Below are 13,216 nucleotides of genomic sequence, written 5' to 3'. Positions count from 1 at the left end.
GGACCGCGCCGCGACGACGACAACCGAAGCGGCGGATTCCGCCGCGACGACAATCGTGGCGGTGGCTCCGGTGGTGGGTTCCGTCGTGATGACAGTCGCGGTGGTGGTTCTGGTGGTGGGTTCCGTCGGGACGATCGTCGCGATGACAATCGTGGCGGTGGCTCCGGTGGTGGGTTCCGTCGTGATGACAGCCGCGGTGGTGGTTCTGGTGGTGGGTTCCGTCGGGATGACCGGGATCGTGACCGTGGGCCGCGTCGGGATGATGAGCGTGGTGGGTACCGGGGGCCGCGTCGTGATGACGACCGGGGCGGGCGTCCCGGTGGCGGGTTCGAGCGTCGGGACGACCGGCCGCGTGGACCGCGCCGCGACGACGACAACCGAAGCGGCGGATTCCGCCGCGACGACAGCCGCGGCGGGGGTTTCCGCGGGCAGCGTGACGACCGTGGTGGCCGGGGCGGTTACCGAGGGCGTGACGAACGTGGTGGGTACGAGCGGCGCGACGACCGGGACCGTGAGCCCATCAAGCGCCTTCCGATTCCTGACGACGTCACCGGTGACGAGATCGACAAGGATGTGCGGCAGGAGCTGATGAGCCTGCCGAAGACCCTGGCCGAGGACGTCGCCAGGAACCTCGTCATGGTGGCGCGGCTGATCGACGAGGACCCCGAGCAGGCGTACGCGTACTCGCGGATCGCCCTGCGGCTGGCCTCGCGGGTCGCTGCCGTGCGTGAGGCAGCCGGGTTCGCCGCGTATGCGACGCAGAAGTACTCGGAGGCGCTGGCGGAGTTCCGGGCGGCGAAGCGGATGACCGGGTCGGTGGAGCTGTGGCCCGTCATGGCGGACTGCGAGCGTGGACTCGGGCGGCCCGAGCGGGCGATGGCGATGGCCGGCGAGCCCGAGGTGCAGAAGCTGGACAAGGCCGGCCAGGTCGAGATGCGTCTGGTGGCTGCGGGAGCCCGCAGGGACATGGGGCAGATCGACGCCGCCATCGTCACGCTGCAGAGCTCCGAGCTCGCCTCCAACGCCGTGCACCCGTGGACTGCGCGGCTGCGTTACGCCTACGCGGACGCGCTGCTGGCGGCGGGGCGTGAAGACGAGGCGCGTGAGTGGTTCGGGAAGGCGCTGGAGGCCGACAAGGACGGCGCCACCGATTCCTCGGACCGTCTCGCCGAGCTGGACGGTGTCGAGTTCGTCGACGCCCTCGGTGAGGACGAGAACGAGGACGAGGACGAGAGCAGGGACGACGTCGCGGATGGCGACGAGCGCACGGGCGAGGACGGTCCGTCCGAGGCGTGAGGCATGAGAAAGAGGGCGGCACCCCTTCCGGGGCGCCGCCCTCTTTCTCGTTGTCGGGCGCGTCAGTCGAGGGTGAGGCTCCGCAGGACCAGGCCGGTGGCCGGCTTGGGGCCGAAGGAGGTCGACTTGCGGGGCATGGTGACGCCCTGCCGGGCGAGGTCCCGGACGACTTCCTCGCGTACCGGATGCATCAGGACCGCCGTGGCGTTGTGGCGTTCGGCCTGTTCGACGGCGGCCGCGGCGTCGTGGATGTACGCGATGTGATCCGGGGCGTCGGGGATCTGCCAGACGTGGTCGAGCAGAGCAGCGTGCAGGACCGTCGCGTCGAGGGTCTGCCAGGCGGTCGGACGGTCGGCCGGAATCGTACGGTGCAGAAGTCCGGCGTCGGGACGGTCGATGAGGTGGAAGTCGCCGTCGCCCGCGAGCAGGAACGCGTTGCCTTCGGCGGCCGCCTCGGCGAGTGACGCCATGGCTTCGGGGAGCGGGCTCTTGATGTCGCGGATGCGGAAGAGGCCGTTCAGTGTGGCGAGAGCGTCGTCGACGGGGAGGCGGTGCAGCAGCCGGTGGATGGCGCGGACCCGGAGCGGGTAGCGGCGCGTGTCGACGAGGAGGACCAGGCCGAAGTCCCAGGGGCCGGGCGCGGTGTGCTCCTGCTGGAGGCGGAGGTAGGTGGCCCAGCGGTGGTGGCCGTCGGCGATCAGGGCCTGGTGGTGGGCGAGATCGGTCTCGATCTCGGCCCGCTCGGCGGCGTCGGTGACCGCCCAGAGGCGGTGGCTGTAGCCGTCCTCGGTGGTGGTGGCGAGCAGCGGCGGGCGATCGACGGTCCGCTCGATGACGGCGGTCGCGCCCGTGGCGTCGCCGTCGCTTCGGTAGGTGAGCAGCAGCGGTTCGAGGTGGGCGGCCGTGGTGCGCATCAGGTCGGCCCGGTCCTCGACGACATGGGCCATCACGTCCTCGTGCGGGAGGACTATGCCGTCGGCGGGGGCGGAGAGTGCCAGCGCGCCGACGATGCCGCGTTGCAGGATCTCGGCGTCGCGCTGCTCGTAGACGTAAAGCGCGGGCTCCGAATCGGGGGCGAGGACACCCTCGGCCAGCCAGCGGTTCAAGGTCTCCGCGGCCTGCGCGTGGCGGGCCGCGGCGGTGTCGGCCTGCGGCAGGATCAGCCGGACGATGTTGTGCGGATCCGCTGATTCCAGGTGGTGCAGCCCGTCGGGGCGCACCACGACGTCGTACGGCGGTGAGGTCACCGCGGCGAGACTGCCGACCCGCTCGGGGACGTACCGCAGCCCACGGAACGGGATCAGACGCAGTCCCCGACCGGCCGGACCTGATGTGTTCATTTCTGCATCGTATGTGCGCGGGCGCGATGCGCGATGATCGGGACAGAAGCATGGGATGAGGAGCGCAAAGAATGAGTCAGGCGAGCAGGACCAGGCCGGGCGGCAGCAGCACCGCTTTGAACAAGGCGTACGACACGGCGCTGCTCGATCTCGACGGGGTGGTGTACGCGGGCGGCCACGCGATCGTCCACGCCGTCGACTCGTTGGGGGCGGCTCGGGACGGCGGAATGCACCTGGCGTACGTGACCAACAACGCCCTGCGGACCCCGGCCGCGGTGGCCGAGCATCTGACCGAACTAGGTGTCCCGGCCGAGGCCGCCGACGTGATCACCTCGGCGCAGGCGGTGGCCCGGCTGATGGCTGATCAGCTGCCCGTCGGGGCGCGGGTGCTGGTGGTGGGCGGCGAGGGACTGCGCGTCGCGCTGCGCGAGCGCGGCCTGGTGCCGGTGGAATCGGCGGACGACGAGCCGGTCGCGGTGGCGCAGGGGTACGGCGGGCCCGATATGGCGTGGGGGCGGTTCGCCGAGGCGGCGTACGCGATCGCTCGGGGGGTGCCGTGGTTCGCGTCGAACACGGATCTGACGATTCCCAGCGCCCGGGGGATCGCGCCGGGAAACGGTGCGGCGGTGGAGGTCGTGCGGATCGCGACCGGGGCCGAGCCGCAGGTCGCCGGGAAGCCGTTGCCGCCGATGCACCGGGAGACGGTGCTGCGGACCGGGGCCGTACGCCCACTCGTGGTGGGGGACCGCCTGGACACGGACATCGAGGGGGCGTTCAACGGCGGTGTGGACTCCCTGCTGGTGCTCACCGGGGTGACGGACGCGGCGCAGTTGGTGGCCGCCGAGCCGAAGCACCGGCCGACGTATGTGGACGCCGATCTGCGGGGACTGCTGACCGGGCAGCCCGAGGTGACGCGGACGGGCGACGCATTCGGCTGTGGCGGCTGGACGGCGTCGGCGCGCGGTGACGGCCTGGTGCTGGAAGGGGACGGGGACGCGCTCGACGGGCTGCGAGCGCTCTGCGGGGCGGCGTGGTCGTACGCCGGAGACGGCTCGTGCGGGCTGGACAGCGGGAAGGCGGTCGCCAGGCTGGGGCTGTAGGGCGGTCGCCGGACTTGGCTGCGGGGTGGGCGGCTCCCGGTGAGCCCGGCCCGTAAAGAAGAATTCAAGAGAGGGTAGGCTTACCTAATTTTGTTCTGTGCGGGGTGCCGCCGTCCGGATGGCCCGGTCGCGGGTGACCGGGACCGGCTCCGCCCGCCGATCGTGGTGAAGGACGGCCCTCGCACCCGATCACCTCCGACTCCGGGAGTACGAGCATGCAGCGCCTCACCGCGGACTCGGTGACCCTCGGCTACGACCAGCGGGTCATCGCGGAGAATCTCTCGGTCGAGATTCCCGACAACTCGTTCACGGTGATCGTCGGCCCCAACGCCTGCGGCAAGTCGACCCTCTTGCGCGCGCTCGCACGGATGCTGAGCCGAACAGCGGGCGGGTGCTCCTGGACGGCCGGACGATCCACGGGATGCCTGCGAAGAAGGTCGCCAGGACGCTGGGGCTGCTGCCGCAGTCCTCCATCGCACCGGACGGCATCACGGTCGCCGACCTCGTCGGGCGCGGCCGGTACCCGCACCAGGGGCTGCTGCGTCAGTGGCCGCCGGACGACGAGCGCATTGTCGAGGAATCGATGGCGGCCACCGGAGTCGGTGCGCTCGCCAGTCGTTATGTCGATGAATTGTCCGGCGGGCAGCGGCAGCGGGTCTGGATCGCCATGGCGCTCGCCCAGCAGACGCCGCTGCTGCTGCTCGACGAGCCCACGACGTACCTCGACATCCAGCACCAGATCGATGTCCTCGACCTCTGTGCCGAGCTGCACGAGACGCAGGGGCGCACGCTGGTGGCCGTTCTGCACGATCTGAACCACGCCGCGCGGTATGCCACGCACCTCGTCGCGGTGCGGGAGGGCGAGGTGATCGCCGAGGGGGCGCCGGGCGAGGTCGTCACCGCGGAGCTGGTGGAGCGGGTCTTCGGGCTGCGCTGCCAGGTCGTCGACGATCCGGAGACCGGGACGCCGCTGGTGGTGCCGGCCGCGCGCCGGCCGCGGAGCGGCGGAGTGGATGTGCAGGGCAAGGCGTCCGCCGGGGCCTCCGCCAGGGGCTGATCGCGCCGCCCCGCCTCCGGGCTGCCCCCGGTCACCGGACGGACGGGCGAGGCGGGCCGGGGCGGTTCAGCTGGGTGCCGGCTCGGTTCAGGACAGCCGGGAGGAGGCCCGTCCCGCGGCTACAGCAGCGTCCGGAGTCTCAGCAGATCGCGGAAGCCGGCCTCCAGCCGGACCCGGCCGGAACCCCACGCCTTGGCGAAGTTCAGCTCGCCGTTCACCATCGCCACCAGGTCGTCTCCGGTCATCGCGAGCCGGATCTCGGCCTTCTCCCGGGGCGGGCCCTCGACCGTGTCCAGGACCCGGATCCGGCCATTGGCCAGCCGGCCGGTGAAGGTGATGTCGAGATCCCTGATGTGGCAGCTGAGGGAGCGGTCGAGTGCGGCGGCGCTGCGCACGTCGCCGTCGGCCCCCGCGAGGTTGCCGGAAAGTTCGTCGAGTGCGCTGCGGCACTCCGCCATGGTCGCCATCGTGATCGACGGTACCGCAGCCCTTCGCGGTAGCGTTTCCCGCATGAGCGACTCGATGCCGGGGCCCGGGACGGCGGCCGGAACAGTGCCCGGAGCGGCGCCCGCGGCGAGGGCGCAGACCCCGTCCGCGGAAGACCCGTCCGGCGAGGGTGCGGCCCTGGCCGCCGCGCCCCCACCCGCACCCGCGCCCCTCGGCATCGGACGCACCCCCACCGGCAACGCCGAGGTCGACGCGCGGCTGGAGCGTCTCGCCGATGCGGACCACCTCCCGGCGGACGGGCACATCGAGGTGTACGAGGATGTACACGGCGGGCTGCGCGACGCGCTGACCGCGCTGGATGCCAGGCCCGCCCCCGCCCCCGCACCGGTACCCGCACCGATGCCCTCGTACGACAACAGGAGCTGAACCGAACGTGGCAGGAGTGGCACGACGCCGCCTCGACGCCGAGCTGGTACGCCGTAAGCTCGCCCGCTCGCGAGAGCACGCGAGCCAGTTGATCGCCGCAGGGCGGGTGACCGTCGGCGGCAACACCGCGACCAAACCCGCCACCCAGGTCGAGACCAGCGCCGCGGTCGTCGTGATCAAGGACGACAGCGACCCCGAGTACGTCTCGCGCGGCGGGCACAAACTCGCGGGCGCCCTCGCTGCCTTCGTACCCCTCGGACTGACGGTCGAGGGGCGGCGGGCACTGGACGCCGGGGCCTCGACCGGCGGCTTCACCGACGTACTGCTGCGGGCCGGAGCCGGCCATGTCGTCGCCGTCGACGTCGGCTACGGGCAGCTCGCCTGGTCCCTCCAGTCCGATGAGCGCGTCACCGTCAAGGACCGTACCAACGTAAGGGAGTTGACTCTGGAGGCCATCGACGGCGAGCCGGTCGACCTGGTGGTCGGCGATCTGTCGTTCATCCCGCTGGGTCTCGTCCTGCCCGCCCTGGCGCGCTGCGCGGCCCCGGACGCGGACCTGGTCCTCATGGTCAAGCCGCAGTTCGAGGTGGGCAAGGAACGGCTCGGCAGCGGCGGTGTGGTGCGCAGCCCCGAACTGCGGGCCGAAGCGGTACGGGAGGTGGCGCGCCGGGCCTGGGCGCTGGGCCTCGGAGTGCGGGGGGTGACGGCGAGCCCGCTGCCGGGGCCCTCGGGAAATGTCGAGTACTTTCTCTGGCTGCGGGCCGGAGCACCTGAGCTGGATCCCGCGGATGTCGACCGTGCAGTGGCGGAGGGGCCTCGTTGACGACGAATGCGGCACGAACTGTCTTTCTTTTGGCGCACACCGGCCGTCCGGCCGCCATCCGCAGTGCCGAGCTGGTCGTCCAGGGACTGCTGCGCAGTGGCCTCGGGGTACGCGTACTGGCCACCGAGGCGGCCGATCTGCCGCTGCCGCCGTCCGTCGAGACGGTCACGGACACCTCGTCGGCGGCCGTGGACGGCTGTGAGCTGCTGGTCGTGCTCGGCGGGGACGGGACGCTGCTGCGCGGCGCCGAGCTCTCCCGGGCCTCCGGGGTGCCGATGCTCGGCGTCAACCTCGGCCGGGTCGGCTTCCTCGCCGAGGCCGAGCGCGACGACCTGGACAAGGTCGTCGACCGGGTCGTCACCCGGGCGTACCAGGTCGAGGAGCGCATGACCCTGGATGTCGTCGTGCGCAGCAACGGCGGCGTCGTCCACACCGACTGGGCGCTCAACGAAGCGGCCGTGCAGAAGGTGTCGCCCGAGCGGATGCTGGAGGTCGTCCTGGAGATCGACGGCCGGCCGGTGACCGGGTTCGGCTGCGACGGGATCGTCTGCGCGACCCCGACCGGATCGACCGCCTACGCCTTCTCGGCGGGCGGCCCCGTCGTCTGGCCCGAGGTCGAGGCGCTGCTGATGGTGCCGATCAGCGCCCACGCGCTGTTCGCCAAGCCGCTGGTGACCTCGCCCACCTCGGTGCTCGCCGTCGAGGTCCAGCAGCACACCCCGCACGGAGTGCTGTGGTGCGACGGGCGCAGGACCGTGGAGCTGCCCGCGGGCGCGCGGGTCGAGGTGCGGCGCGGTGCGGTGCCCGTACGCCTCGCGCGGCTGCACCACGCCTCGTTCACGGACCGGCTGGTGGCGAAGTTCGCACTGCCCGTCTCGGGGTGGCGGGGCGCGCCGCACTGACCGGCGGACATGGTCCCGGACGCGGTGCGCGTGCTTCAGGAGCACACGGGAGAGTGAACCCCGGGGGGCGGGGTCCGTCGCACATCGGGGCCCGGACCTCGTAAGGTCATGTCCGTGTTGGAGGAGATGCGGATACGGTCGCTCGGGGTCATCGACGACGCGGTGGTCGAGCTGTCGCCCGGTTTCACCGCGGTGACGGGCGAGACCGGCGCGGGCAAGACCATGGTCGTCACCAGCCTGGGGCTGCTGCTCGGCGGGCGTGCCGATCCCGCCCTGGTACGGATCGGGGCCAAGGCCGCGGTCGTCGAGGGCCGGATCACGGTGGCGGAGGGCGACGCCGTGGCCCTGCGGGCCGAGGAGGCCGGGGCCGAATTCGACGACGGCGCGCTGCTGATCAGCCGGACCGTCTCCGCGGAGGGGCGCTCCCGGGCGCACCTCGGCGGCAGATCCGTGCCGGTGGGGGTGCTCGCCGAGCTCGCCGACGAACTCGTCGCCGTGCACGGCCAGACCGACCAGCAGGGGTTGCTCAAGCCCGCGCGGCAGCGGCAGGCACTCGACCGGTACGCGGGCGACGGTGTCGCCGTGCCGCACACGAAGTACGCGGTGGCCTACCGGCGGCTGCGGGCCGTCGTCACGGAGCTCGACGAGCTGACGACACGCGCCCGTGAACGCGCCCAGGAAGCGGACCTGCTGCGCTTCGGGCTGGGCGAGATCGCCGCGGTCGAACCACTGGCGGGCGAGGACGCCGACCTGGCCGCCGAGGCCGAGCGGCTCGGCCATGCCGAAGCGCTCGCCTCCGCGGCGGCCCTCGCGCACACCGCGCTCGCGGGCAACCCGGAGGACCCGGAGGGCGTCGACGCGACGACCGTGGTCGCGGCCGCCGGGCGGTCCCTGGACGCCGTACGCGCCCACGATCCGGCGCTGGCCGCGCTCGCCGACCGGATCGGCGAGATCTCGATCCTGCTCGCCGACGTGGCGGGCGAACTGGCCGGGTACGCCGACCAGCTGGACGCCGATCCCCTGCGGCTCGCCGCGGTGGAGGAGCGGCGCGCCGCCCTCACCGGACTCACCCGCAAGTACGGCGAGGACATCACCGCCGTGCTCGCCTGGGCCGAGGAAGGGGCCGCCCGGCTCACCGAGCTGGAGGGCGACGACGACCGCATCGGCGAGCTGACGGCGGAGCGCGACGCGCTGCGCGCCGAGCTCTCCGGTCTCGGGCAGGCGCTGACCGACGCGCGTACGGGGGCGGCGGAGCGCTTCGCCGGGGCGGTGACCGCGGAGCTGGCCTCCCTGGCCATGCCGCATGCCCGGGTCTCGTTCGACATCCGGCAGACCGAGGCGGCCGACGAGGAGTCCGGCATCGAGATCGGCGGGCGGAGCGTGGTCTACGGGCCGTCCGGCGCCGACGAGGTCGAGCTGCTGCTCGCCCCGCACCCCGGCGCGCAGCCGCGGCCGATCGCCAAGGGAGCGTCGGGCGGCGAGCTGTCCCGGGTGATGCTCGCCGTCGAGGTGGTCTTCGCCGGCTCCGATCCCGTACCCACGTACCTCTTCGACGAGGTCGACGCGGGGGTCGGCGGCAAGGCCGCCGTCGAGGTCGGCCGGCGGCTCGCGAAGCTGGCCAGGTCCGCACAGGTCGTCGTCGTGACGCACCTGCCCCAGGTGGCGGCCTTCGCCGACCGGCAGCTGCTGGTCGAGAAGACGGTCGACGGGGCGGTGACCAGCAGCGGGGTCACGGTCCTGGAGGGCGAGGACCGGGTACGGGAGCTGTCCCGGATGCTCGCGGGCCAGGAGGACTCGCAGACGGCACGGGCCCATGCGGAGGAGCTGCTGGCCGCGGCGCGGGCGGACGGGTAGCGGGCGCCGAGCGGCCGCCCCGGGCGCATGCTCGATCGCGGGTGGGCCCGGCCGGTGGGTGTGCTCGACCGGTGGGTGGGTCCGGCTGTTCGGGCCCGCCCGGTGGTCTGCGGGCGGAACGGCCGCCGGACGGGCCGGGCGGACCGGTGCGTAGCCTGGCCCGCATGGGAGCAGCATTCAGCAGGGCCGCCGTGTCCGGTGCCGTCGCCGCCGCCGTCGCGGGGGGTGTGTACCGGGCACTGCGGACCCGGCCGCGCGGGCGCTGGCAGCGCACCAACTACGCGGGTCGCACCGTCGATCTGTACGCGGGACCGGCCGTCGCCCTCGGCGCGGCGGCCGGCGCGGCCGTCCTCCCCCTGCCGGCCCGCACCAGGTACGCCGCCGCCCTGGCCGTTCTCGCGGCGGGCGGCTGCGGCGCCTACGACGACCTCGTCGGAGCGGACGGCCCGCGCCGCGGGTTCCGTGCCCATCTGGGGGCGCTGCGGGGCGGTGAGGTGACCAGCGGCGCGGTGAAGCTGTTCGGGATCGGGGCCGCCGGGCTCGTGGCCGGTGCGCTGCTCAAGGAGCGGCCCGTCGACCGGATCCTCGCCGGGGTGGTGATCGCGGGGGCCGCGCACCTCGTCAATCTGACGGATGTACGGCCCGCCGCGGCCGCCGCCACCGTGTTCGCCCTCGGGGCCGCGGGCCTGCCGGCCGGCGCGCTCGCCGCCGCACCGATGGGGGCCGTGGCAGCCCTCGTCGCCGACGACCTGGGGCAGCGCACCATGATCGGGGACACCGGGGCCCACGCCCTGGGCGCCGCGGTCGGTGTCGCCGTCGTCGCGGGCCGCGGCCGGACCGGGCTCGCCGCCCACGCGGCGGGGCTCGTCGCGGCGACGGTGTACGGGGACCGGATCAGCCATTTCGCCCGGCGGCTGTCGGAACGCTGACGGGAAGCGGGGCGCACGTACGCGGCAACATCGCGCCGTCTCATCACCCGTGCGAGTGGTGTGCGATGGCCGGTTGCTGCGGTCCGCGCCGGAGCAGTGGCCGGACTGTGCCGGAACGTGCGTACGGACTGGCATCCTTGGCGGTGCCATCACCCCGACTCGGGACCCCCGGGAGCCATTCAACGTGTCACAGCTGCGTACGGTCCAAGTCCTGGGCGGCGGCAGCGCGGGCAGCAGCGCCCACGTCGGCTCGCTGGCCGCGGGGCTGGTGGCGAGAGGCGTGCATGTCACCGTCTGTGCCCCGGCCGAACTGGACCACGCCTACGACTTCTCCGGTACGGGCGCCCGGTTCACCCCCGTACCGCGGCGCAGCGATCCCGCGGCCGTCGCCGCGCTGCGCACCGCCTGCCTGACGGCGGACGTGGTTCACGCGCACGGTCTGCACGCCGCCGTGCGCGCCGCTCTCGCGCTCGGCGGCAGGCGGGTTCCGCTGGTCGTCACCTGGCACGCCCGCGCCCATGCCGAAGGCGCCCGCGGCCGGCTGGTCCACCTGATGGAGCGAAGGGCCGCCCGGGCAGCGGCGGTTGTGCTCGGTACGACCTCGGAGCTGGTCGACCGGGCGCGGCACCGAGGCGCGCGCGATGCCCGGCTCTCGCCGGTCTCCGCGCCGGTGGCGCACCCGCCCGCCCCGGTCCACCAGGACAAGGCGCGTGCCGAACTCGGTGCGGTGGGGCGGTCGTTGATCGTGTCGTACGGGAGTCTCGTGCCGCATCACGGATACGGCATGCTGCTCGACGCCGCACGGGTATGGCGCGGACTCGACCCGGCACCGCTGCTGATCATCGCGGGGGAGGGACGGGAGCGGGCAGCTCTGCAGCGCCGGATCAGGGACGAGGAGCTGCCCGTGCGGATCGCCGGCGGCCGCGACGACATCGCGGAACTCCTCGCCGTCGCCGACCTGGCCGTGCTGTCCAGCCGGTGGGAGGCGCGCTCGGTGCTGGCCCAGGAGGCGCTGCGGCTCGGCGTTCCGCTGGTCGCCACCGCGGTCGGAGGAGTGCCCGACCTCGTGGGGGACGCGGCGGAACTCGTACCGTACGGGAACGCGGAGGCGCTCGCGCGGGCGGTGGTCAGACTGCTCGGCGATCCGGAGCGGCGTGCGGAGCTGGTGGCCGCGGGGCGCGCACAGGCCGCGAGCTGGCCGACGGAGGACGACACGATCGCCCAAGTGCTCAGCGTCTACGACGAGTTGACACAGCCGTTGGCGGCATCCCGGACGCGGTGAACGGGCTGTCGGTCGGGCGGGTCCGGAGCTACGACGTGTGACGTCGGGCCCGCAGGGCCAGGCTCAGGGCCAGGACGGCCTGGGGGTCGTCCAGGTCGGTGCCGAGCAGCTCGCCGATGCGAGCCAGCCGGTTGTACAACGTCTGGCGGTTCAGATGCAGTTCGCGCGCCGTCTCCGCCTTGCGGCCCGCGTGGGCGAGATACGTCTCCAGCGTCGGCAGCAGCGGAGGGCGCGAGGTGCGGTCGTGATCGCGCAGCGGACCGATCGCCCGGTCCACGAACGCCGCCAGGTCCGGATGGTCCCGCAGCCGCCACAGCAGCAGATCGATGTCCAGGCGCCGGGCGTCGTACCAGGGCCGGTCGTCGAGGCCGTGCGCGGCCGTCGCCGTCTCCGCGGCGTGCCGCAGCCCCGCCCCGGCCGCCGCCCAGCTGCCCGCCACGCCCACCACCACGACCGGCGGGTGCGATCCGGCACGCTCCAGACCGGCCCGCTCCACACCGGCGCGCAGCGCCGCCGCGACCCGGTCCGCGACCGCCGTGCGCTCCGTCTCGGACCGCAGCCCCAGCAGCACCGGAACCCGGCCCTCCACGGGCCGCACACCGAGCAGCACCGGCACACCCACCGAGGAGAGCTCCTCCAGCACCGCGCGCGCCAGCAGCGCCCAGTTCCCCGACACGGACAACTCGGGGGCCAGCCGCATCACGACCGGCAGCAGCGGCATCCCACCCGGCTTGAAGCCCAGTACGCGGGCTTGCGCGGGCGCGTCCTCCGGCGTGATCCGGCCCTCCGCGAGATCGGTCAGGAAGTCGCCCCGGCCGCGCGCCGCGAGCTCCTCCTCCTGGCGGGCCTGCATCAGTACGACGGCGAGAATCCCGGCCGCGCGCTCCGCCGCCATCCGGTGCACGGTCACCAGCGGCCCGGACACGGCCAGCAGCACCAGCCTGGCCCGCACCGAACCGGTCCCCGGGCCGCCGCCCGGCACATCCACCAGCACCGAACCGGCGGGCGGCGACTCGCGGGCCGCCCGGTCGCCACGCATCCCCTCCCACACCTGGAGCGGGTCGGCGGAGACCGGGCCGGAGGCGGGCCCCGCGGCATACAGCAGCTGGCCGTCCGCCGTCTCCAGGAAGACCGGATTGGCCGCGAAATCCGCGAGGATGCCCAGCACCTGGGGAACCCCACCACCGCCGAGCAGCGCCTCCGTGCACCGCCGGTGGACGTCCTCGGCCTGCCGCAGCAGCGCGTAGTGACCGTTGACGATCTCGGTGTGGATCTCCTCGGTCACCGTCACGAACGGCACCTCGCGGTGCAACTGCACCAGCGGCAGACCGGCCGCGCGGGCGGCGTCCACGATCGATGCGGGCAGCCTGCTGAAGCGCGGTCCGAGCTCCACCACCAGGGCGGCGATCTGGCGGTCGGCGAGCCTGCGGACGAAGGCACGCTGCTCGGCGGGGCGGGTACCGAGCCCCAGACCGGTGGTGAGCAGCAGCTCGCCGCCTTTGAGCAGCGAGGCGATGTTCGGGACCTCGCCGGCGTGCACCCAGCGCACCGTACGGTTCAGCCGGTCCGCGCCGGTCACCACCTCCGGGAGCCCGCTGCGCAGCCCGGGCAGCTCAAGGGCCCGCTGCACGGTGATTCCGCCTTGGGTCTCCACTGGCTCTGGCCTCGCGTTTCCACTTGGGTCGGGCGGGCAGCCGCCCTGATTAAGCCCTGATTCAGGAAGGTACCGGCCCGGGGCGCGGGAGGCGTCGTCGGGGAGC

Annotated in this window: 11 protein-coding genes and 2 pseudogenes; 10 read left to right on the top strand and 3 right to left on the bottom strand. The window is 73.5% G+C overall.

The genetic code is table 11. The features are described from left to right. A pseudogene (locus tag ACIOMQ_RS16875) lies at positions 1-589 on the top strand (hypothetical protein); the annotation flags it as partial. Next, positions 589-1,296, top strand: coding sequence for a tetratricopeptide repeat protein (locus tag ACIOMQ_RS16870; protein ID WP_362210360.1), 708 nt, complete (start codon positions 589-591; stop codon positions 1,294-1,296). The pseudogene ACIOMQ_RS16875 and the gene ACIOMQ_RS16870, both read left to right, overlap by 1 nt. A gap of 62 nt (positions 1,297-1,358) precedes the next feature. On the opposite strand, the gene ACIOMQ_RS16865 is transcribed toward ACIOMQ_RS16870, so the two are convergent. After that, positions 1,359-2,636 carry a DUF1015 family protein gene (locus tag ACIOMQ_RS16865; RefSeq protein ID WP_402189288.1) on the bottom strand — a complete coding sequence of 426 codons (1,278 nt, stop codon included), beginning with the start codon at positions 2,634-2,636 and terminating at the stop codon, positions 1,359-1,361. Between the two features lie 71 nt (positions 2,637-2,707). Here ACIOMQ_RS16865 and ACIOMQ_RS16860 point away from each other — a divergent pair, with 71 nt between their 5' ends. Both ACIOMQ_RS16860 and ACIOMQ_RS16855 read left to right on the top strand, forming a co-directional pair. Continuing rightward, positions 2,708-3,736 (top strand): HAD hydrolase-like protein, encoded by a 1,029-nt coding sequence (locus ACIOMQ_RS16860; protein ID WP_362210366.1) that lies wholly within the window; start codon positions 2,708-2,710, stop codon positions 3,734-3,736. Positions 3,737-3,951: 215 nt separating this feature from the next. Next, positions 3,952-4,793: pseudogene (locus ACIOMQ_RS16855) on the top strand (ABC transporter ATP-binding protein). Positions 4,794-4,912: 119 nt separating this feature from the next. On the opposite strand, the gene ACIOMQ_RS16850 reads toward ACIOMQ_RS16855, so the two are convergent. Further along, positions 4,913-5,260: an SCP2 sterol-binding domain-containing protein gene (locus tag ACIOMQ_RS16850; RefSeq protein WP_362210369.1), complete on the bottom strand. Its 348-nt coding sequence runs from the start codon at positions 5,258-5,260 to the stop codon at positions 4,913-4,915. A 43-nt stretch (positions 5,261-5,303) separates the two neighbouring features. On the opposite strand from ACIOMQ_RS16850, the gene ACIOMQ_RS16845 reads away from it, so the two are divergent. The 6 genes from ACIOMQ_RS16845 (at position 5,304) to ACIOMQ_RS16820 (ending at position 11,456) form a co-directional block, all read left to right on the top strand. Then, the gene (locus ACIOMQ_RS16845) at positions 5,304-5,666 is read left to right on the top strand and encodes a hypothetical protein (protein WP_362210372.1); all 363 of its coding nucleotides are present in this window, start codon (positions 5,304-5,306) and stop codon (positions 5,664-5,666) included. A gap of 7 nt (positions 5,667-5,673) precedes the next feature. After that, positions 5,674-6,489, top strand: coding sequence for a TlyA family RNA methyltransferase (locus ACIOMQ_RS16840; RefSeq protein WP_362210375.1), 816 nt, complete (start codon positions 5,674-5,676; stop codon positions 6,487-6,489). Then, positions 6,486-7,391: an NAD kinase gene (locus ACIOMQ_RS16835; protein WP_389804956.1), complete on the top strand. Its 906-nt coding sequence runs from the start codon at positions 6,486-6,488 to the stop codon at positions 7,389-7,391. Before ACIOMQ_RS16840 ends, ACIOMQ_RS16835 begins: the two co-directional genes overlap by 4 nt. A 108-nt stretch (positions 7,392-7,499) precedes the next feature. Next, positions 7,500-9,245, top strand: coding sequence for a DNA repair protein RecN (recN, locus tag ACIOMQ_RS16830; RefSeq protein WP_362210381.1), 1,746 nt, complete (start codon positions 7,500-7,502; stop codon positions 9,243-9,245). A 164-nt stretch (positions 9,246-9,409) separates the two neighbouring features. After that, on the top strand, positions 9,410-10,174 hold the full coding sequence (locus ACIOMQ_RS16825) for a hypothetical protein (protein ID WP_362210384.1): 765 nt from the start codon (positions 9,410-9,412) through the stop codon (positions 10,172-10,174). Positions 10,175-10,358: 184 nt separating this feature from the next. Beyond that, on the top strand, positions 10,359-11,456 hold the full coding sequence (locus ACIOMQ_RS16820; RefSeq protein WP_401269899.1) for a glycosyltransferase family 4 protein: 1,098 nt from the start codon (positions 10,359-10,361) through the stop codon (positions 11,454-11,456). A gap of 28 nt (positions 11,457-11,484) precedes the next feature. On the opposite strand, the gene ACIOMQ_RS16815 is transcribed toward ACIOMQ_RS16820, so the two are convergent. Next, the gene (locus tag ACIOMQ_RS16815) at positions 11,485-13,110 is read right to left on the bottom strand and encodes a PucR family transcriptional regulator (protein WP_402189285.1); all 1,626 of its coding nucleotides are present in this window, start codon (positions 13,108-13,110) and stop codon (positions 11,485-11,487) included. Between the last annotated feature and the right edge of the window lie 106 nt (positions 13,111-13,216).

The sequence above is a fragment of the Streptomyces sp. NPDC087845 genome, from assembly GCF_044742755.1.
Lineage (GTDB): Bacteria > Actinomycetota > Actinomycetes > Streptomycetales > Streptomycetaceae > Streptomyces.
The sequence above is the reverse complement of the archived record's forward strand: the minus strand, read 5'-3'. Positions and strand labels throughout refer to the sequence as shown.

Coding starts and splice junctions, on each gene's coding strand:
- ACIOMQ_RS16870 (WP_362210360.1), top strand. CDS start 589: ATGAGCCTGCCGAAGACCCTGGCCGAGGACGTCGCCAGGAACCTCGTC.
- ACIOMQ_RS16860 (WP_362210366.1), top strand. CDS start 2,708: ATGAGTCAGGCGAGCAGGACCAGGCCGGGCGGCAGCAGCACCGCTTTG.
- ACIOMQ_RS16850 (WP_362210369.1), bottom strand. CDS start 5,260: ATGGCGACCATGGCGGAGTGCCGCAGCGCACTCGACGAACTTTCCGGC.
- recN (WP_362210381.1), top strand. CDS start 7,500: ATGTCCGTGTTGGAGGAGATGCGGATACGGTCGCTCGGGGTCATCGAC.
- ACIOMQ_RS16825 (WP_362210384.1), top strand. CDS start 9,410: ATGGGAGCAGCATTCAGCAGGGCCGCCGTGTCCGGTGCCGTCGCCGCC.
- ACIOMQ_RS16865 (WP_402189288.1), bottom strand. CDS start 2,636: ATGAACACATCAGGTCCGGCCGGTCGGGGACTGCGTCTGATCCCGTTC.
- ACIOMQ_RS16845 (WP_362210372.1), top strand. CDS start 5,304: ATGAGCGACTCGATGCCGGGGCCCGGGACGGCGGCCGGAACAGTGCCC.